At 46.3% G+C, this 20,265-nt stretch carries 22 protein-coding genes; 19 read left to right on the top strand and 3 right to left on the bottom strand.

The window, feature by feature from the left end:
* From CCU_RS14125 to CCU_RS08305, 17 genes are all read left to right on the top strand, one after another.
* A partial coding sequence (locus tag CCU_RS14125; RefSeq protein ID WP_243440934.1) for a hypothetical protein occupies nt 1-188 on the top strand: 188 nt, incomplete at its 5' end.
* A complete protein-coding gene (locus tag CCU_RS08380; protein ID WP_243440928.1) occupies nt 115-525 on the top strand; it encodes an A24 family peptidase in 411 nt (136 codons plus the stop codon). The genes CCU_RS14125 and CCU_RS08380, both read left to right, overlap by 74 nt.
* Nucleotides 497-1,474 (top strand): hypothetical protein, encoded by a 978-nt coding sequence (locus tag CCU_RS08375; protein ID WP_208896367.1) that lies wholly within the window; start codon nt 497-499, stop codon nt 1,472-1,474. The genes CCU_RS08380 and CCU_RS08375 overlap by 29 nt, the downstream gene beginning before the upstream one ends.
* Nucleotides 1,471-2,727 carry a CpaF family protein gene (locus CCU_RS08370; protein ID WP_015534293.1) on the top strand — a complete coding sequence of 419 codons (1,257 nt, stop codon included), beginning with the start codon at nt 1,471-1,473 and terminating at the stop codon, nt 2,725-2,727. The genes CCU_RS08375 and CCU_RS08370 overlap by 4 nt, the downstream gene beginning before the upstream one ends.
* Complete coding sequence (locus CCU_RS08365) at nt 2,721-3,473, top strand: type II secretion system F family protein (RefSeq protein WP_055271948.1); 753 nt, start codon at nt 2,721-2,723, stop codon at nt 3,471-3,473. The genes CCU_RS08370 and CCU_RS08365 overlap by 7 nt, the downstream gene beginning before the upstream one ends.
* 13 nt (nt 3,474-3,486) lie before the next feature.
* On the top strand, nt 3,487-4,818 hold the full coding sequence (locus CCU_RS08360; RefSeq protein WP_015534292.1) for an immunoglobulin-like domain-containing protein: 1,332 nt from the start codon (nt 3,487-3,489) through the stop codon (nt 4,816-4,818).
* A 28-nt stretch (nt 4,819-4,846) separates the two neighbouring features.
* Entirely contained in the window at nt 4,847-5,017 is a 171-nt protein-coding gene (locus CCU_RS08355) for a Flp1 family type IVb pilin (RefSeq protein WP_015534291.1), read from the top strand.
* Nucleotides 5,018-5,028: 11 nt separating this feature from the next.
* Nucleotides 5,029-6,477, top strand: coding sequence for a DUF5702 domain-containing protein (locus tag CCU_RS08350; RefSeq protein WP_015534290.1), 1,449 nt, complete (start codon nt 5,029-5,031; stop codon nt 6,475-6,477).
* Between the two features lie 190 nt (nt 6,478-6,667).
* The gene (locus CCU_RS08345) at nt 6,668-7,414 is read left to right on the top strand and encodes a hypothetical protein (RefSeq protein WP_208896116.1); all 747 of its coding nucleotides are present in this window, start codon (nt 6,668-6,670) and stop codon (nt 7,412-7,414) included.
* Between the two features lie 34 nt (nt 7,415-7,448).
* Nucleotides 7,449-7,895 (top strand): hypothetical protein, encoded by a 447-nt coding sequence (locus tag CCU_RS08340; RefSeq protein ID WP_015534289.1) that lies wholly within the window; start codon nt 7,449-7,451, stop codon nt 7,893-7,895.
* On the top strand, nt 7,864-9,270 hold the full coding sequence (locus CCU_RS08335) for a DUF6382 domain-containing protein (RefSeq protein ID WP_015534288.1): 1,407 nt from the start codon (nt 7,864-7,866) through the stop codon (nt 9,268-9,270). The genes CCU_RS08340 and CCU_RS08335 overlap by 32 nt, the downstream gene beginning before the upstream one ends.
* Nucleotides 9,271-9,339: 69 nt before the next feature.
* Entirely contained in the window at nt 9,340-10,986 is a 1,647-nt protein-coding gene (gene dnaX, locus CCU_RS08330; protein ID WP_015534287.1) for a DNA polymerase III subunit gamma/tau, read from the top strand.
* Nucleotides 10,987-11,034: 48 nt separating this feature from the next.
* Nucleotides 11,035-11,385, top strand: coding sequence for a YbaB/EbfC family nucleoid-associated protein (locus tag CCU_RS08325; protein ID WP_015534286.1), 351 nt, complete (start codon nt 11,035-11,037; stop codon nt 11,383-11,385).
* The gene (gene recR / locus CCU_RS08320) at nt 11,385-11,984 is read left to right on the top strand and encodes a recombination mediator RecR (protein WP_015534285.1); all 600 of its coding nucleotides are present in this window, start codon (nt 11,385-11,387) and stop codon (nt 11,982-11,984) included. The genes CCU_RS08325 and recR overlap by 1 nt, the downstream gene beginning before the upstream one ends.
* A 53-nt stretch (nt 11,985-12,037) precedes the next feature.
* Nucleotides 12,038-13,114, top strand: coding sequence for a 6-phosphofructokinase (locus CCU_RS08315; protein WP_015534284.1), 1,077 nt, complete (start codon nt 12,038-12,040; stop codon nt 13,112-13,114).
* Between the two features lie 96 nt (nt 13,115-13,210).
* Nucleotides 13,211-13,768 carry a hypothetical protein gene (locus CCU_RS08310; protein ID WP_015534283.1) on the top strand — a complete coding sequence of 186 codons (558 nt, stop codon included), beginning with the start codon at nt 13,211-13,213 and terminating at the stop codon, nt 13,766-13,768.
* Nucleotides 13,769-16,486: a hypothetical protein gene (locus CCU_RS08305; RefSeq protein ID WP_208896115.1), complete on the top strand. Its 2,718-nt coding sequence runs from the start codon at nt 13,769-13,771 to the stop codon at nt 16,484-16,486.
* A 99-nt stretch (nt 16,487-16,585) separates the two neighbouring features.
* Here the strand turns inward: CCU_RS08305 and CCU_RS08300 are convergent, their stop codons facing one another.
* Nucleotides 16,586-16,756, bottom strand: coding sequence for a DUF362 domain-containing protein (locus CCU_RS08300; RefSeq protein WP_015534282.1), 171 nt, complete (start codon nt 16,754-16,756; stop codon nt 16,586-16,588).
* Between the two features lie 195 nt (nt 16,757-16,951).
* Here CCU_RS08300 and CCU_RS08295 point away from each other — a divergent pair, with 195 nt between their 5' ends.
* Both CCU_RS08295 and CCU_RS08290 read left to right on the top strand, forming a co-directional pair.
* Nucleotides 16,952-17,164 carry a DUF1858 domain-containing protein gene (locus CCU_RS08295; RefSeq protein ID WP_015534281.1) on the top strand — a complete coding sequence of 71 codons (213 nt, stop codon included), beginning with the start codon at nt 16,952-16,954 and terminating at the stop codon, nt 17,162-17,164.
* Nucleotides 17,165-17,211: 47 nt separating this feature from the next.
* The gene (locus tag CCU_RS08290; protein WP_022217525.1) at nt 17,212-17,979 is read left to right on the top strand and encodes a CpsB/CapC family capsule biosynthesis tyrosine phosphatase; all 768 of its coding nucleotides are present in this window, start codon (nt 17,212-17,214) and stop codon (nt 17,977-17,979) included.
* A gap of 64 nt (nt 17,980-18,043) precedes the next feature.
* Here the strand turns inward: CCU_RS08290 and CCU_RS08285 are convergent, their stop codons facing one another.
* Both CCU_RS08285 and CCU_RS08280 read right to left on the bottom strand, forming a co-directional pair.
* Nucleotides 18,044-18,937 (bottom strand): adaptor protein MecA, encoded by an 894-nt coding sequence (locus CCU_RS08285; RefSeq protein WP_015534279.1) that lies wholly within the window; start codon nt 18,935-18,937, stop codon nt 18,044-18,046.
* A gap of 553 nt (nt 18,938-19,490) precedes the next feature.
* Nucleotides 19,491-20,261 carry an N-acetylmuramoyl-L-alanine amidase gene (locus tag CCU_RS08280; protein ID WP_015534278.1) on the bottom strand — a complete coding sequence of 257 codons (771 nt, stop codon included), beginning with the start codon at nt 20,259-20,261 and terminating at the stop codon, nt 19,491-19,493.
* Nucleotides 20,262-20,265: the final 4 nt, after the last annotated feature.

The following is a 20,265-nucleotide window of genomic DNA, read 5'->3' as shown; positions in this document are numbered from 1 at the left end:
GTGTAAGGTGTGCTTACAACTCAGAGAGAAGGGAGGACAGAGATCATATATTATGTAATACCATTGATCGCAACTGTGAGCATGGCGGTGGTATCGGACTTCAGAGACTGGAGGATTCCGAACAGGCTTATCGCAGTTGGTATGATACAGGGATTCCTGATGTCGGCAGTTGTCAGAGGACCGTGTGATGGACTTCTGAGCAGTGTGGCAGGCTGTGTTATTCCTGTGGTGATCTTGTTTGTATTATTTCATAAAAAAGCCTTGGGGGCAGGTGATATCAAGCTGCTGGCGACGGCTGGCACATTTGTAGGAACCGATGTGATCCGGGTGATTGTTTACTCCTTTTTGGCCGGAGGAGTTATATCTTTATTTTTTCTTTTAAAAGAAGTTTTAATGTCAGTTACGAATCGTAAAGAAATTTCAACAAAACAATTTTATAGGAATCTGATGAAGTCCAGGGTACATTTCTCTGCTGCCATAATGGGCGGAGTCATGTATTACGTGTGCACTACAGAGTGGAGGTGACAAAATTCAGCAGTACAAGATTGGAATACTGGATGGTGACAGGGCTTACATGATAAGTCTTATGAACCATATCAATTCGGACAGGGACAATCCGCTGTTTGCGCTTGCATTTTCATCGGAGGGAGAACTGTATGGGTATCTTGAGACTAAGACTCTGGATGTTCTGCTGATGGATGAGAATATTCCTCTGGATGAGAGCAAAGTGCCGGTGGCCTGCCGGATGATATTTATGACGAGGGATAGAGTCGATGGATCAGAAGAGATCGGCCATAACAGGATATTCAAATATTCCAGGGTACGGAACATTTCTTCAGAGATTCTCAGATATATGAATATAGACGATACGGACCGCAGAAGAAAGCTGTTCAGGTCGTATGCAGTTATATCACCCATAGGGAGGTGTGGTAAGACAAACCTTGCGGTCAGCCTGTGCATGAATGATGAGGTGCGGGGCGGCCTGTATGTGGGCATGGAGGAGTACAGTGCATTTCACGACCATGAGGACGTTCTGGCGAATGTGATATATCTGGTGAAACAGAGGTCACCGGATCTGACCGGATATATGGAGCAAAATATCGTGGAGCTTGAGGAATACAGCGTGCTTGGATATCTGGGATCGTACATAGATGCACTGGAGCTGGACACGGAGGATATGGTGTGGCTCATAGACGAGTTCCGCAGATGGGGCAGATATACAACGGTTGTGTTTGATATGGGACAGGCGGTTCTCAAGGATCTGGCGATACTTGGGGCATTTGACGAGATAATGGTTCCGGAGCTTAAGGATGAATTGTCCCAGGACAAGCTTGGGATGTTCGAGAGGGTTCTGGAGAGAAGGGAGCTCGGCAAGATTGCTCGGAGGCTGCACAGGTTGAACGTGCCGCTGGCGGTTCCGGGAAGTGCGGAGATGCTGAGATTTATAGAAAGTGAAATAGGAAGCAGAAGATGAAACAGGATGACAGACAGTTGATACGAAGCAAGGTCATGCAGAGTATAGATATGTCGGGTGACATAGGAGATGAGCAGGTCAGCGATATGATCGACAGGTGTATTCTCGAATCTGAGTCCGGGAATGTGTTGAGCGTGAGGGATAAGCTTGCGCTGAAGAAGGAACTGTTCAACAGTCTGAGGAGGCTTGATATATTGTCAGAGCTTCTCGACGATGAAGCGGTGACTGAGATAATGATAAATGGCTGCAGCAATATATTTGTCGAGCGGGCAGGAAGGATGTACAGGTATGACAAGGCATTTGAGAGCGAGGAACGGCTCAAGACCATAATCCAGAGCATCGTAGCGGAGTGCAACAGGATAGTAAATGAGGCATCGCCGATAGTGGATGCAAGGCTTAAGGATGGTTCGAGAGTGAATGTGGTGCTGCCGCCGGTGAGCCTGAGCGGCAGCGTGATGACCATAAGAAAGTTTCCGAAGGACAAGATGACCATGGACAAGCTGGTGGAGATCGGATCGGTCACCATGGAGGTTGCTGATTTCCTGAAGAATCTGGTCGTGGCGGGCTACAACATAATCATCTCGGGAGGAACCGGCGCGGGCAAGACGACATTTCTGAATGCCCTGTCAGGGTATATACCGGCGGATGAGAGAATTGTTACGATAGAGGATTCGGCGGAGCTTCAGCTTGCGGGCATCGACAATCTGGTGAGCCTTGAGGCGAGAAGTGCAAATGTCGAGGGCGAAAATGCGGTGAGCATAAGGGATCTTATCAAGACGAGCCTTAGAATGAGACCTTCACGGATAATAGTGGGTGAGGTCAGGGATGCGGCGGCGATAGATATGCTTACAGCCATGAACACAGGACACGATGGAAGCCTGTCAACAGGACATGCAAACTCTGCCCGGGACATGCTGACGAGGCTTGAGACCATGGTTCTGATGGGTGCGGATATGCCTGTTCTGGCGATAAGGCAGCAGATAGCGTCGGCGGTGGACATAGTTGTCCAGCTTGGAAGACTGAGGGACAGATCCCGAAGATGTATAGAGATAAGCGAGGTCACAGGACTGGAAGGAGGTGAATTTGTCATGAATAAATTGTATGAATTTCATGAGAGCAATATGGGAAAGGACAGGGGGCGAGTGGAAGGAATGCTTAGAAAGATAAATGATCTTCATAACACATCAAAGCTCGTGGCGGCTGGACTTATAAGCGTTAATGAGAGCAGTGATTCAAGGAGGGATGTGTGCTGAGACAGGGTATAGATTATGATTCTTATAAACTAAGTGTCAGGGAAATCGTAACCGGTATCGCTGTGTATTCAGTCATAGCGGTGATGGTGTCGGTGCTCTTCTTTGACAGTCTTATACCGTGCCTGGTGTTCACGCCGGGGATTCTGGTATTTCTCAGGAAAATTGCCGATGGTAAATGCCGGCAGAGAAAGAATAAACTTAATAATGAATTTAAGGAAATGCTGCTGTCCCTGTCCGCAAATATGGCGGCGGGATATTCATTGGAAAAAGCGTTTGTTCCAGCTTGTCACGAGTTGGACGGAATGTATCAGGGGAAATCTTATATCAGACAGGAAATGCTGCTCATAATAAACGGCCTTGAGATGAGCTCTGATGTTGAAAGTCTTTTGAGGGATATGGCGGACAGGTCAGGACTTCAGGATGTGAAGGAATTTGCTCATGTGGTCGCAGTTGCAAAGGGCTCCGGGGGAAATCTCATCAGGATGATGAAGAAGATGGTTGAAAATATTGACAGGCGTCTGGAAGTGGAGGAAGAGATAGACACGATGATAACGTCAAAACGGCTGGAGCAGAATATCATGTCTGCCATGCCATTTGTCATCATTCTGTATCTGAGGGTGTGTAATCCTGGATATATGGATGCGCTGTATGGCAATGCTCTGGGGATAGCTGCCATGAGTGCGTGTCTGGTGATCACGGCGGCGACGGTGATATGGGGCAGAAAGATCACAGATATACATATGTGAAAGGATGATGGATATGCTGAAAAGGGCTGCGGGAAAAATATACGGCTGGATAGAACCGCATATGGACAATGACAAGATGCTCACGAAGATAAAGAGGGTATACATATGTACGGATGCCGCGGCGAGGGATAAATGTGCGGAGATGTACACAGACATTATTGCGAAGATCCTGCTGACGCTTTTGGTGACATGTATTCTTGCGGTGATCCTTGTGGCAAAGGAAGCATTTGCGCCTCATCAGGTGGTGCTCACCAGAGATGGGTACGGAGGGGATGTGTCCACCGTCACTCTGGAGACTGACATAGATGGAGAAAAGACTGATTTTGATGTGGATGTCATGCCGCTGGAATATGATCCTGACGATATGGAAGCAGTGTTTGAGCAGGGATTTGGTGAGATTGAAGACCTGTATCTTGGGGAAAATGAATCCCCCGACGAAGTGATATATGATCTGGAGCTTGTGGATCACCTGGATGCGCTCGGACTCGATGTGCAGTGGATAAGCGAGGACAACGAGCTGGTGTCGTCCGATGGACGTATCGGCGATATAGCGGAGGGAGAAGACAGAATAGTGTCCATCACGGCTGTTCTTACATACAGGGAGCTGAGCGCGGAGAGAACATATCAGATACGCGTGTGCGGAAGGGAAGAGACAGGCAGGGAAAAGGCTCTGAAGGATATAAGGGAAGGCATCAGGGAGATACAGGCGGGAAGTGGAGATTCGAGCGAGGTGGCGCTGCCGGAGCAGATAAACGGATATGCGGTCAGGCCCACCTCGGGAGGCGGAAGCGGTCTTATGATACTGTTTCTCGGTGGTTTCGCAGCCATTTGTATATGGGGTGGAAACAGGTCGAAGATCCAGGGAATGGAAAAAAAGAGATCCGACGAGCTCATGTCGGAGTACCCGGAGCTTGTGGATAAGCTGACGCTCTATCTTGGAGCAGGAGTCACGGTCAGAGGTGCATTTGCAAGGATAGTGAAGAGTGGCAGGGAAGATTGTGCCGGTACGGATCAGGGCGGGAGTGTTCTGACCAGGGAACTGATTTATACGCTAAATGAGATCCAGGCAGGAGTATCCGAGAGTGAGGCTTACTACAACATGGGGCACAGGATAAATCTGCCGATGTATATAAAGCTCATGTCGCTTTTGTCACAGAATGTGAAGAAAGGCACGAGAGATATATTGATCATGATGGCGGGCGAGGAGCAGAACGCAATGCAGACCAGAAAGGAGATGGCGAAGAGAAAGGGGGAGGAAGCCGGGACAAAGCTGCTTCTTCCGATGGTGGTTCTGCTGGGAGTGGTCATGGTAATAGTCATGCTGCCCGCAATAATAAATTTTTAAGATAATAAGTTTTAAGGAGGAAAAATGTATGAAGAGATGGGAAGATTTTATGGAAGATGAGTCAGGTATGGGAGTGGTCGAAATAATCCTTATAATGGTGGTCTTGATCGCGATGTGCGTCATATTCAAGCAGCAGATAACTTCTCTGGTGAACAACATATGGAACTCGATCAACAAGAGTGCAAAGAAGATATATTAAGGGGGAGCTGTATGAGAAATCAGGGACATGTAACGGTTTTTCTGAGTATAATCCTGATCTCCATGCTGCTTCTGGGGCTCTCCGTGCTTGAGATGGCGCGGATAAGAATGGGCAGTGCCAAGGCCGCAATGGCGGCCGAGGGCGCAGCCTGTGATGTGAAGGCGGCGTACGACAAGGAGTTGTTTGAGGAGTATCATCTGCTGGCGGTCGACAGCACATTTGGCGGACACGGTGAGGGAAAGCTTGAGCAGATGGCGCAGGATTATCTGGAATATACTCTGGAAAATGGTCAGGGCGACAATATGAGCGTTGAAGATGTGGCGCTGGCAGAGTGCAGGGGACTTCTGGAGAATGACTGCGAGAATATGAAGCTGCAGATAACCGACCATATGAAGGTGTACATGGAGGAGAAGGGAATAGAAGACATTCTTGAGATGATAACATCCGGGGATAAGGCCATGGAGGATGCTTCTGGAGCTGTGGAAAATGGTAAGAATGAGTCGAATCAGGATGAGAGCAGTTGGAGCGGTACGGATCCTAGAAAAGCGCTGAAAAGCATCCTGACAGGTGGACTTCTGAATGTTGTCACGCCATCCGGGCGGGTGGTGTCAGATCAGGCATACGATCTGGATGGCTTTCCGTCAGACGGACAGGCGGAGGATACGAGACAGTGGGAGGACATAGAATTTGACGATCTGGATAAATTCCAGAGGCAGCTCATGTTGGATGGAGAGAGATCACAGACCGGAATAGTGGATGACATATATGGTGTCGGGTATGCACTGGCGAATTTCAATACATTTACTGACAGGAAACAGGACAGACCATTTGAGTGTGAGGTGGAATACATTATCGCCGGAAAGGATAATGACCATGACAATCTGCAGGGGGTCGTGAACAGGATAGTGCTTCACAGACTGCCGCTCAATCTGGCATATCTGCTCTCAGACAGCGCAAAGATGGCCGAAGTGTCATCCATAGCTGCGGTGCTGGCTCTTGTGCCGGGGGTCACCTATGGGGCGGCGAAATATCTGCTGCTCGGATGCTGGGCTTATGCTGAGACAATTGTTGATATAAGGCTGCTGCTTGACGGCAAAAGCGTTCAGTTTATGAAGACAGACGAATACTGGGTGACGGACATCAACAATCTTGACAAGCTGATGAATCTGGATTCCGTGGACTATGAAGGCGTGGATGCTGTGAGCTACAGGGATTATCTGGCGATACTTCTGATAGAGAATAAAGGAGGCATGTATTACAGGATGGCGGATCTTATACAGCTTAATTTCAGACAGACGGATGAGTCGTTTGAGATGAAGAATATGATGTATTCTCTGACATTTGATGTTGAGGTCAGTCAGGACAGGAAATTTGCATCGTTTATAGAAGATCACGAGGGCGTATCGAAGATAGATGACGGACTGTACAGGTACAGCTTCAGGCAGTGTGTGAGTTATTGAGATATGAAAATATCCTGAAGGGGGGTGTTATATGTTCTCTTGTTGTATGTTGAAAAGTAAATATATGAAAGATAAATCGCCTCTCCAAGCGCATATTACTATAGATTTTGTTCGGATCAGGTATGGCAGGAGAATATATAAGACAGCTCCTTTGGGATGTGACCGTGGTAGTGCCAGTGTGGAGGCATCGTTGGTGCTGCCAGTGTTTATATTTGCCATGCTGACTGTGTTTGCCATGGCCGGATGTATACGGACACGGACTGTGATATATGAGGGCTTACATGAGACGGCTGCGTATCTTGCGGAATACAGCTATGCGTATGAGCTAGCCGAAAAGGGCGCGGACATGGGGCCGTATGCTGAAGGTATGGCAGATGGTGTGTCGCTCGTGCTGGCGAACAGGAAGATCAGGGAGTACATAGATGACAAAGGCACGGTGAACACATATGTCGACGGCGGAATGTCCGGGGTTAAGGTGATAAATGCAGAGCTGTCGGATGACGGATTTGTGTGCCTCAAGGTCAGATATATGCTGAAGATCAATCTGCCATTTGCCGGAGGATCTACCGTGGGGTGCGTGGACAGGATAAGACAGAGGGCGTACCTGGGATATGACAGGTCGCAGGATGATGACGATGATGATGAGTATGTGTATGTGGCTGAGAATGGTTCGGTGTACCACAACTCGCGGAGCTGTTACCATATCAGGATATCTGTGAGAAGCGTGAGTGGGGAGGTTCTGGATGACAGATATTCCGGGCTTTCGGCGTGCAGGATCTGTGGAAGATATAAAAGCAATGGTGTGATCTATGTCACTGAACAGGGAGACAAATATCACTATTCGCTGGGCTGCTCCGGCTTGAAGCGGACGATATACAGAAAGAAAAAGTCAGAGTGCGGGGGACTTCCTCAGTGCTCTGAGTGCGGGAAAAGATAGGAGAAGAGAAGAAAAGACAGGAGGAGTCAGATATATGGATGACAATGGATCTATAGTTCTGGAGATGTGCCTGATAACACCGATACTTGTGTGTGCCGTGTTTGTGGTGATGAACATGTTGTTTATAGCGTTTAACCATGCGGCGGCATCGGGGGAGGCATATCTGGTACTGTACAACCGAGAGGAATACAGGATCAATGAGAGTGGTGAGGGGGATACGGACAGTGCAGAGAAAGCGATGTCCACAAATGTATCCGAGACCGTGATATGTGCCGATGGTGTGAATGCGGAAATGGCCATGAATGGGAAGAATCTGGTTGCGGAGATAACTTACAGAGAGTCATTTCCGGGGATACAGATATTGATAGATGACGGCAGATGTGACAGAAAGACTGCGGCCAGACAGGAGATAAGGGATGTAGGAAATGAACTTAGGAGGTGGCAGGAATATGGTAAGTTATTGCCAGGTAGAGGGAATTAACACTTTTTTTGTGGTGGAGGTCAGTGCAGCAGCCATAAATTCCTATGAGACGGACATGCTGTACAATAATTTTGTCGAGGGAATAATACAGCCGGAATTCAGGGCCATCAACGGAGATATGTTCATATACTGCAAAATAAATGGCATGAAGAGCCTGGACGATATATCTGACAGGGGGATAATGTCCATGGAGCAGGCTGTTGCTCTCATAAGATCGTTGTGCAGTGTGGTCATGGAGACGGGAGAATACATGCTTGAGCCGGACAATCTTCTGATAGAATCCGACAAGATATTTTACTCGGATGCAGAGAAGAGTTTCAGATACGTGTATGTGCCGGGACAGGGAACGGATGTCAGAATGGGAATAAAGAATCTTGTGGAGAAGATCATAAAGAGGGTAGATCACAGGGACACTGAGCTTGTGGATTTTATGTATGAGATATATGACATGGTGGTGTCGGCAAATTATGACATGGAGCGGATGCAGAAATATGTGGATGAGGTCTCTGCCCGTGAGCAGGAAAAATGCTGCTCCGGCAATAGAAAAAGAAATGTGGAATCTTTGGCTGCGGCCCGTGAGCAGGAGCTTTTGATGGATGAGGTGTTCGGAACGGATCAAAGCAGTGCGGCGGCGTTGACGATACCGACAACGGAGAAAAACAAATATGATAGGATATTTTTCATACTCATAGGATTTACTGTGGCGGCATTTACGGGAATAGCGGCTGTTCAATTTTATATACAGGGGCATGCGGCGGATGTGAGATTTATAATGCTGGCACTCATCGTGCTGTCCGTGGAGTTATTTGTCTATGTGGAGATGAAGAGGAAGCTGTCTGCTGCTGAGGATGAACGGCGGGGACAGGAGGGCGTGGAGTGCTCAGAGCTGCGATATGCGGAGGAAGATGAAAACAGAAGACCTAAAAAACAGAATGTTGATGCATTGGAACATGTAAGTTTGGCTGACGAAATACCTGGCGATACCACGGTGCTTGGCTCGGAGGATGACTGTACAACCCTGCTTACACAGCATAATCTCGATGGCAGAGAGTCCGCACAGGAGCAGAGACTGTCTGTGAGACTGATCGAAGACGGAGGCATTGTGGCTACTGAATTTCCGGTGACGCCGGAGGGAGTTGTATTGGGGCGGGACAGACGACAGGCGGATCAGGTTATAGAGGATATCAGCGTCAGTAGAAGGCACATAAGGATATACGAGGATGCAGAGAAGATCTATGTCGAAGATCTTGATTCCACAAATGGAACTGTCATAAATGGGATCAGGCTTCCAACGGGCAGGAGCTGGCAGCTTGCGGACAGAGATGTTCTGTGTATAGGCACCAGGCAATACCATATTCAAATATTGCTTATCTGATTGATATAAAATGTAAATTCAGATATAATAGTCTGTGTGAGTTTTATGATACAAAGGTAGGTATTGGTGATGTCGTATGTAGCTTTATATAGAAAATGGAGACCTGATACTTTTGATGAGGTAAAGGGGCAGGATCATATAGTTACCACTCTTAGAAACCAGATTAAGAATGATAGACTTGGTCATGCCTTTTTATTTTGCGGTACGAGAGGAACAGGTAAGACTTCGATCGCCAAGATATTTGCCAAGGCATGTAACTGTGAGCATCCGGTGGACGGAAGCCCATGTAATGAATGTGCAAGCTGCAGAGCCATATCGGATGGATCATCGCTTAATGTCATTGAGATAGATGCGGCCTCCAACAATGGTGTTGACAATATAAGGCAGATAAGGGAGGAGGTAGCATATCCTCCTACTGAGGGCAAGTATAAGGTATACATCATAGATGAGGTTCATATGTTGTCCCCGGGAGCGTTCAACGCTCTGTTAAAGACTCTCGAGGAGCCGCCATCATATGTAATATTCATACTGGCTACCACGGAGTCCCACAAGATACCTATAACCATATCGTCAAGGTGTCAGAAGTACGACTTCAGACGTATCCCGGTGGATGTCATCTCGGATCGACTGGAGGAGCTTATGAACAGGGAGGGACTTGATGCGGATAAGAAGGCGATAGATTATATCGCAAAATCCGGCGATGGTTCCATGAGAGATGCCTTATCTATTCTGGATCAGTGCGTTGCATTCAATCTCGGACAGAAGCTTACATATGATAATGTGCTTGAGACCATAGGAGCTGTGGACATAGATACATTTGCAAGACTTCTGGAGTGCGTGCTGGAATCTGATGTTGAACATGCCATAGATGTGGTTGACGAAGTTGTGTGGCAGGGACGTGAGCTTGGCCGTTTCGTAAATGAATTTACATGGTTTCTCAGGAACATACTCGTTGTCAAGCTGTCCTCGGCGGAGGGCGACAGATTGGATATGACCAAGGAGAATCTGGAACGCATAAGAGAGATATCCGGTCATATGGAGGAGAGCACCATAGTAAGATATATAAACGTGTTCTCGGATACAGCCGCCAGCATCAAGTATTCCTCACAGAAGAGGATAGTGCTTGAGATGGCTGTTATAAAGCTGTGCAGACCACAGATGGAGGTTGATACCACAAGTCTGATCGAGAGGGTAAGGATGCTTGAGAAGAAGCTTGATGACCTTGAGGCAAATGGCATACAGGCTGCGCCGGTTCAAAGTGCTGCCTCCGTAAGCCCGGCTGACGATGTGATAGATCAGAAGGGCATGAAGGAATATCAGGACAAGCTGGCAATGGAGCTTCCAAAGGCAGAGTTCGAGGATCTGCAGAGAGCTGCGGAGAACTGGAATGATATACTGGAGAAGCTGTCGGTTCCTGCGAGAAGATATCTCAAGAGAAATGATGCTGATCCGGCCATAAGGACGAAGCTCATACTGTCCGATGATCACAGAAGACTTCTGCTCATGATCCCGCTGACGGATGACGATATGCCGAAGTTATACTTTGACAAGCCTGAGAATGTGGAGCATGTGAAGAGTGTGATCGAGGAATATCTTGGAAGAGAGATTGAATTTGAGATACTTTGTACAAGGAATTCCCACAGTGATAATGGAAGGCTTGAGACGGAGAATATACTGAACCTGAACAAGATCAACTTTCCAATAGATAAGAAATGATGATATCATATTATAAATTATTTAATCAGAATAAGGAGGACTATTGTAATGGCTAAGAGAGGCGGTTTCCCAGGAGGTATGATGCCTGGTAATATGAACAATCTTATGAAGCAGGCACAGAAGATGCAGAAGCAGATGGAGGAGACAACTAAGACACTTGAGGATAAGGTGTATGAGTCATCTGTAGGTGGAGGAGTTGTCACTGCAAAGGTGTCAGGTAAGAAGGAACTCATGGAGATCAAGCTTGATCCTGAGGTTGTTGATCCTGATGATATAGAGACACTTGAGGATCTTATCATATCGGCTGTGAACGAGGCACTGAGAGCACAGGAGGATGACTACAATAGCAGTATGGGCAAGATCTCAGGTGGAATGGGACTTGGAGGATTGCCGTTCTAATGGAAGTTTATGGAGGAGAAGTAAACAGACTTATAGAAGGGCTGGGAAGACTCCCAGGAATAGGCTCCAAGACGGCTCAGAGACTGGCGTTTCACATAATCAGTATGCCTGAGGAGAGGGCGCTGGCGTTATCCGATGCCATTGTGAATGCAAAGAAGAACATAAAATACTGCAGTTGTTGCTACACGATAACTGACAGGGAGGTATGTCCTATATGCAGTTCACCAAACAGGAATCACAAGGTGATAATGGTGGTGGAGACCCCGAGGGATCTGGCGGCATATGAGAGAACAGGACAGTTTGATGGCGTTTACCATGTGCTCCACGGAGTTATAAATCCTGCCCTGGGTATCGGCCCGGCGGATATCAGGATATCCGAGCTCATGAGAAGGCTTCAGAATGAAGATGTGGATGAGCTCATAATCGCTACAGGTTCAGGCCCGGAGGGTGAGGCGACTGCGATGTATATATCAAAGCTTGTGAAGCCGGCCGGTATCAAGGTCAGCCGTATAGCAAGCGGTGTGCCTGTAGGCGGAGATCTGGAGTGTATAGATGAGGTTACGCTTCTGAGGGCTCTTGAGGGAAGAGTATACTTATAATGTATACAGACAGTCTGTGTACATAAGAAAAATAAAAGAAAGAGGTGCAGAGTATGTTAAGAGTAGGCTTTTTGACTAGTGGTGGTGACTGTCAGGCATTAAATGCAACTATGCGCGGAATCGCAAAGGGTTTGTATGAATTGTTTGACGAGGTTGAGATCTATGGATTCCTTGAGGGTTACAAGGGACTCATTAGAGGCAACTATATCAAGATGAAGCCGGCTGATTTCTCAGGTATTATCAACAAGGGTGGAACGATCCTCGGCAGTTCAAGACAGCCATTCAAGCTCATGGGAGAGCCAACTGAGGATGGTCTTGACAAGGTAAAGTCCATGAAGGATACCTATAAGAAGCTGAAGTTGGACTGCCTGTGCGTTTTAGGTGGAAATGGTTCACAGAAGACCGCAAATCTCCTCAGTGAGGAGGGACTCAATGTCATCGGTCTGCCAAAGACCATAGACAATGATCTGTGGGGAACTGACATGACATTTGGTTTCCAGAGTGCTGTTGATATAGCGACCCAGACAATAGACTGTATCCACACAACCGCTGCATCGCATAACAGAATCTTTATCGTTGAGATTATGGGCCACAAGGTTGGCTGGATAACTCTCCACGCCGGAATCGCCGGTGGCGCAGATGTGATCCTGCTCCCGGAGATCCCATACGATATCGATAAGGTATATAAGGCTATAGACAAGAGAACAAAGGACAACAAGGGCTTCACGATAGTTGCAGTTGCCGAAGGTGCTATTCCGAAGGAGATCGCAGAGCTTCCAAAGAAGAAGAGAAAAGAAGCGATAGCCAACAATCCATATCCATCAGTTGCGTATGAGCTGGCTGATAAGCTCAAGGCGTACACAACACAGGATATAAGAATAGCAATACCTGGACATACCCAGAGAGGTGGAAGTCCGGATGCATATGACAGAGTCATATCATCAAGATTTGGAGCAAAGGCAGCAGAGCTCATAAAGGCAAAGGATTTTGGAAAGCTTGTTGTATTCCTTGACAACAAGGTTACAGCTATCCCACTCTCAGAGAGTGCAGGAAAGCTCAAATACGTATCTCCTGATGACGACATCATCAGCGAGGCAAGAACACTTGGAATCTCATTCGGAGACAGATAAAGTAAGCTCTGAAAAAAGTAACAGAGATATTCACACATTCTCCCCATCTGCATATCTATGTAATAGACACACAACAATGCAGATAGGGAGATTTGTATGAGTGAAGAATTTAAGTATATTCCTTACAGCCCGGACGATGAAAACCTCAGGGGGCTTATAAGGGATGGAAATGTCTATAATATCAAGACACCTGTGATACCCGGTATGGGTGAGACTGGTGGATACAGTATGAGTTCGACAGGAATCATGCTTCCTGACTGTGATGATGGGACAGATGAAATGATGAGGGATATTGAGTACATGAAGGAGATGTACCCGGAAGAACTCCGAAAGGTCAGTATGGCCGTGGAGGAGGAGTGTGACAAGCTCGAGTATGAGGGCAGTCCGATGCTTGTTCAATATCCTGACAGAGAAGAGATGCGCCGTGTTGCGCGAAGGGTGTACGATGATCTGAGCGAAAGTGGGCAGATATCGGAGGATTGTTATGCAGGAATGGCTTCGGCAGGTGAAGCTTCGTACGAGGAACCGCCATATGTTCCAGAGGGACCCGGATGCGCCAATTGTGTTATGAGAAATATAATCGAACTGCTTGTGTGCAATGAATTCTGTATGAGACGCGACAGGCATAGAAGACGTAGAAGAAGGTTTTATTAAGTGAAGAAGAAAATAAATGTACTTGTAAGAATACTTGTGATGGTAGCAATATTTGTGGTCACAATATATTTGGTCAATATATTTCAGAATAGAAGTTACAAGAATCTGGCTGCGGAGATGAAGGATGCAGAGTTGCCATTAGCTTATGTGTGCTATGGCGATTCGCTTCTCAATTGTATGCATGGTTATACAGGGGAGGTCGACCTCACACTTCTCAGGGACTCTGTGACGCCGATAGATGAGAATAAGAATCTTGAGATAATGGTGGAGAATGATGCATTTAAGGATGCGTCGTATTCGTATGAGATCAGGTCGATATCCGGAGATTCCCTTATAGAGAAGGGTGATCTGGAGGCGGCCTCGGGAACTGATGGCTACGATGTGCTTGATATAAGTGCGAGAATGGATCTCAAGCAGGATATGGAGTATATGCTGGTTGTCAAGCTTAAGAGCGGTGATGGCAGGAGTGCTTCATACTATACCAGAGTGGTCGTAAATGACAATTATCATGAGTCCCAACTGCTGAATGCCGCAAAGGATTTCCACGATGCGACATTTGCATTTGACAAGCTGGAGTCGGAATCGGTCATAGGAACCTACAAGCAGGAATACACGGGTGGCGGAACGGGAGATTCCTACGGACTGGGACATGTGAACCTTGCAAATGCATACTCGGATCTCCTCTGGGATGGGCTTAAGCCTACGGTTATAAGCGATGTAAACACATATATAAAGGAGATAGATGTCAACTATGCGGTGATCGAGATGGAATATAAAGCCATGTCCATCACATCGCAGGATGTCATGAGCTATTATACAGTTAAGGAGTTCTATAAGATCAGCTACAAGGATGTGCCTGTTGCCAGCCAGACTGATGAGGCGGACGGAGCCGGCACTGATGGAATATATTTTGACGAAACAGCTTCGTATGATGAGGCCTATTCGGATGAACAGGATGCAGATACTGTTACGGAGACTGAGCCGAAGATCACCATGCTCAGCTATGACAGATATGTGGACGAGTATTTTGACAAAGACGGCATAGATGCTATAAACAATGTGTATGAGATAGGTATCGTGTCATCGGATGATCTGGAATACCACTACACAGAGGATAACAAGAAGATCGCATTTGTGAGAAATGGACAGCTCTGGATGTATGACTACGGCGATGGACAGATAACTCTGGTGTACGGATCAGGAATGGATGACCATGCAAATGACTCAAACACTTACGCCGACCATGACATGAACATCATAAGCTTTGACAAAGATGGAAATATGACATTTGCGGTGTATGGATATATGAACAGCGGAGATCATGAGGGAAAGCTCGGAGTTGCGCTGTATACATTTGATTATACGACTCTGGAGGTGGACGAGCTTCTGTTCGTCGAGTGCAATGTGCCTTATGAGGCTATGAAGAGCGAGACCTCCAGACTGACATATTACGACGGAGATAAGTTTTATTACATGCTCGGCGGAAAGGTGAACGCCGTGGACATGAAGACGAGACAGCAGTCTTATATTGCGGAGGGACTGTCAGCCAGCGATGTCAAGGTGTCGGTGAACATGGAAGTTATGGCGTATGGAGAGAGCGAGGACCAGAGCAGCAATACAAAGCTGACTCTGATGAATATGCATACCGGAAAGAGTTATGAGATCACCGCCGGAGCAGGGGAATGTCTGATATGCTATGGCTTTAAGGACTCAGATATGGTATACGGAGTGTCGAGCATATCTGATGCGCAGGTTGATGTGGATGCCGAGTCATTTGTTGGTACGAGGTACAGCGAGGAGTCCAGAGATAACATACCTGCATCCAGATTGTATATAGTAAACAGCGATGGCGAGCAGATAAAGGAATACGCAAAGAGCGGGTATTATCTGATGCAGGTTGATGTGGATACGAATCTGCTGTATCTGACAAGAGGAGAGAAATCCGACAGTGGATTCAAGTCTGTGGACGATGATTTCATAACCTTCAAGGAGGACGATACAAAGGAGACGATAGGAACTACCCATCTGTCATCCATAACCGGATATGACAGGCTGTATTTTACGGTTCCGTCAAATATGTATCTGAGCTATATACCGGCGCTGAACATAACAAAGGAAAAGATAGATCCTGATGCTGCAAGTATGATAATGACAGTAGTGCGTGATAAGGTGACCTATCATGTGTACGACAATCTTGGACTTTCAAAGATATATGACGTGGCGGGTGATGCGATAAATTATGCAGTGTCTGTATCAGGTATAGTGGTGTCAAGCGAAGGCGAGGTAATATACAGGCAGGCTGAGAGCCAGGAATACAACACCATTGCCTCTGGAATATTCCATCGCAGTACGGGAAGTGTGGATGCGTCACTCGGCGACTGTCTGTACATGGTTCTGACGTATCAGGGAGTACAGGTGACAGAGGATGATATAGCACAGTATACAGATCCTGTCGAGGCTCTTAACTCTCTTGGAAAGAGACAGGGCATAGATGTTACAGGTCTTTCACTGGATATGCTCCTCGGTTATGTGAGTTCGGGAATACCGGTAATATCGAGGATAAGCGATGGCAGATATGTTCTCATAGTGAGCTATAATGAGGCAGACATAAGATATTATGATCCTGTCGAGGACAAGGAGATAGTTGTGTCAAGAGATGAGTATACGGATATGATGCTCCAGTGGCACAATGAATCCTACACTTATGTTGAGGAATAAAGATAAAAAGAAAACGGAGCGAGTTACCGCTCCGTTTTCTTTATAATAGTTGTAGTATAAGTTACTTAGCATGGGTCCGAATGTTACGGATCATGTAGATTACTCCTCTGCGATTGTTCCTACTGGACAAGAACCAGCACAAGCACCACATGAGATACACTGTGAACCATCGATAACAAATACGCCGCCATTATCGCTGATAGCACCTACTGGACAAGCACCAGCACATGAACCACAACCGATACATGAATCGCCAATAACGAATGCCATAATTGTTTCCTCCTTATAAAGTAAAAATAATCACACGCTTATTGTAAAACAAAACTCATTAATTAGCAAGTGATAATAATATTTATCAACAACGGGTTTTATCAATAAGTAACAATAAAAGGGATAGACATTTAAAATTGGGTATAATATAATGTGAATGCTGAGTAAGAGTGCAATCTAAGGAGGATATAAATAATGGTAAAGATAAGTAAAGACATGCTTATAAATGACATTCTTGCAGTTGATGCAGGAAATGCAGCAATACTGATGGCAGCAGGTATGCATTGCATAGGATGCCTTGCAGCAGCAGGAGAGAGTCTTGAGGAGGCAGCAGCCGTTCACGGACTTGATGCAGAGGAGCTTGAGCAGGAGATCAATGATTATCTTGCAAAAAAGGAGGCTGAGTAGTATACTTGCCAAAGTAACTAGGTGTACTATAAAGGATGGAGAGATATATGAAGACAGACGGAACAAATCCTCCCGGGCAGGGAATATTTGGACTGATAGATATTAATTGTCATATTTTACCGGGAACAGAGGATGGACCGGATAATTTCCGGGAAGCGGCAGAGATGCTCAGAATAGCGTATGATGAGGGAATAAGGACGATAGTTGCCACCCCGCCATACAACAAGAAGAATCCGATAATGGATGGAGACAAACTGGACAGACTTGTGGAACAGCTCAACGTTGAAGCTGGGAAGATAGATCCGGATTACAGAGTCTATCTTGGAAGAGAGATAGAGTATAACGATGAGAACCACCAGAAGATCATATCTGGTCAGTTGGATTCCATGGCAGACAGCAAGTATGTTATGATCAGATTCCCTTACGATGTGGATTTTGAGACGATATCTGAAGCTATAAGAGACATCAATATGGACGGATATATACCGATAGTTGCCAATGTAGAACAGTATGAATGTCTTGAGGAAGACGAGGACAAGGTCGAGGAGCTCATTCAGTTTGGTGCATATGTACAGATAAGTGCATCGGCTGTGGTTGGAGATCTTGGACATGACATCAAGAATTTTTCGAGAAAGCTTCTCAAGGGAGAGCTTGTTCACTTTGTGGCAAGTGATGCATTGGATTCAGAGGATAAAGCACCATACCTCAGGGAGTGTGCTGAGTACATAGAGCGAAAGTATGGAGAGGATTACATGACGGAGCTCTTCTACACCAATCCAAAAGCAGTTATCGAGAATGATGATATTGACATATAAAACAAAAAGACGTATCGCTTGTGCGGTACGTCTTTTTTGCTGCGCCGGAATCTCTGGCTATTACTTATAATGCTGACAGTGTCTGAAGTGCTTCCTCCGGCATAATAGCGGTGAAGTGCTCCTTGAAATGTGCCGGCATGGCATATGTGAGCTTCTGTGCTGTTCCGTATTCTGCAAGGATATTGCAGACTCTCACAAATTCCTGGCTTGTGTTATTGCTGTTCGTGAGAACCAGATAATATCTTCCGTTGGAAGGATTCTTGTACAGGCAGTTCTCGCTGAAGTAGAAAGAAGCAACCTGTTTTGCTGCACTTATGATGGTTGCAAGTGAGTCAAAGATGTACAGTGAGCACATGCTCTCCCTTGCTGAACCTGATTCCTTTGTGCTGCCTGTTGTACTGGCGGCAGTGCCTGTGGTGCTGTCATCAGATGATGTATTGCTGCCATTTGCCGCAGCGGCAAAATCTCCTGCGGTTCCGGCAAGTCCGGATATGGTGTTGAAAATGCCCTCAAGTGCCTCTCTTACGCCCTGTGGAACGGAACCGGATCCACTGATCTCAAGTCTTGCGATGGTTCCGTTGTTATCCCTGGACTCATCGTTGTCGTCAAGATCGTCATCTATGTCATCATCATCCATGTATTCGTCATCGTCATCAATATCATATTCGCTGGTCTTTGAGAATCTGGAAAAGCGGGTATCCAGTTCTTCCGGATCTTCAACCTTTGTCACAATGAGTATGAGACAATCTGGTGATACCGGTATGGCTTCGATCATAAGTGGAGTGTCGTCAGCCTCAAAGCCTAATTCTACAGATGCCTGCTGCATCATATCCTTGAAGAGCTCTTTTGCCTTCGGTGTGCCATAGGCAAGCTCTGAGATCTTGAGCTGCTTTTCGGTGAGATCGGCTTTGTTGAGTGTGCATCTTATCTGATTTTCACTTAGACGTTCAATCTTCATAGAATCGACCCCCTTCAATAATTTAATGGTATTAAAATGTGTATTATAGTTTACCACATTTGTCAAGCAAGTAAATAGGATATATGGAGAAAATATTGGAATTTTCCGTGAAAAAATATCCCTAATTCTACGTTATGTATACTTTTATGAAAATTTCATAAAATATGCTCAAATGGGGTTGGAAAATGGCTTTTTATGCGTTATTGTGGAGTTGTGAGCGGGACGTGCTCAGGATATTTAGATGAGCTCATTTCTTTATTTTTCTACAAATTCTGTCTGATTCTTATCGTCTCAGATACAATTCCCAGAGATAGTGATATGACAGTGCTCACACATTTCCATAACTGACACATGGCACATAAAAGGAGAATAATACATCACAACACATCTGTCTTTACATTGCATGGCAGGGCTGGAAAAATAAACTATTTGGGGGTGATGCCTATAGGGGGTTAAAAGGCAGCAGTAGCATATAGAACATAATTATATGCACAGAATTACACTTAACATCTATTTGGGGGGCTCTGCCGCTGTCACAGCAGAGCTCCTGGTTTTATTTGGCGTGCTGTTCATGCCATGTACAGACTGCATTGCAGATGGCGTTTGCTAGGGCGGTCTGGTATTCATCATTGCACAGATCGGAACATTCCTTTGTGTTGCTCAGAAAGCCGCACTCAACGATGACGGCGGTGCATGGACTTTCCCGCAAAACAAGGTATTCGGAATTGCCCTTTGCTGCCCGTGTGTTGGATGGATCGGCTTCGGAGATGAGATGCTCCTGGATGCACTCCGCCAAGGCTTTACCACCGGAGGAAGTGGAGTAATAAAATACCTGCGCTCCGTGGACATACTCGGCTGAATAGCTGTTCTGGTGGATGCTGATGTAGAGATCAGCGTTTACATTTGTGGCGAGGTTGGTGCGGGCTTTCAGATCTGAAGTCTTCTTGCTGGATGCATTTTCACTGTTCAGGGACTTGTCGGAGTCTCTGGTCAGATACACGGAAAATCCCTGATCCGTAAGTGCCGATGCCAGCTTTGAGGCGATGGCCAGATTTATATCCTTTTCCATGATCCCATCCGGGCTGACCTTACCCGGGTCAAATCCGCCGTGTCCCGGATCGATGAGGATCGTAAATGATTTGGCCGCATCTGTGGTGTCCAAACCTTCGGTGGATGTGTGCTCATTTCCTGTATTGGTGGAAGTATCCTGCCCGGCTGTATGGTCTGCGGGACGGACTATAAATATGTAGCAGAGGATTGGAGAAAGTATTACTGCAAATATTATGGCAAATACAAGTATGTATAATTTGGTGGAAGTACGCATCGGT

The organism is Coprococcus sp. ART55/1, assembly GCF_000210595.1.
In the GTDB taxonomy this organism is placed as follows: domain Bacteria; phylum Bacillota; class Clostridia; order Lachnospirales; family Lachnospiraceae; genus Coprococcus; species Coprococcus aceti.
This window is presented reverse-complemented; position numbering and strand designations above follow the sequence as displayed.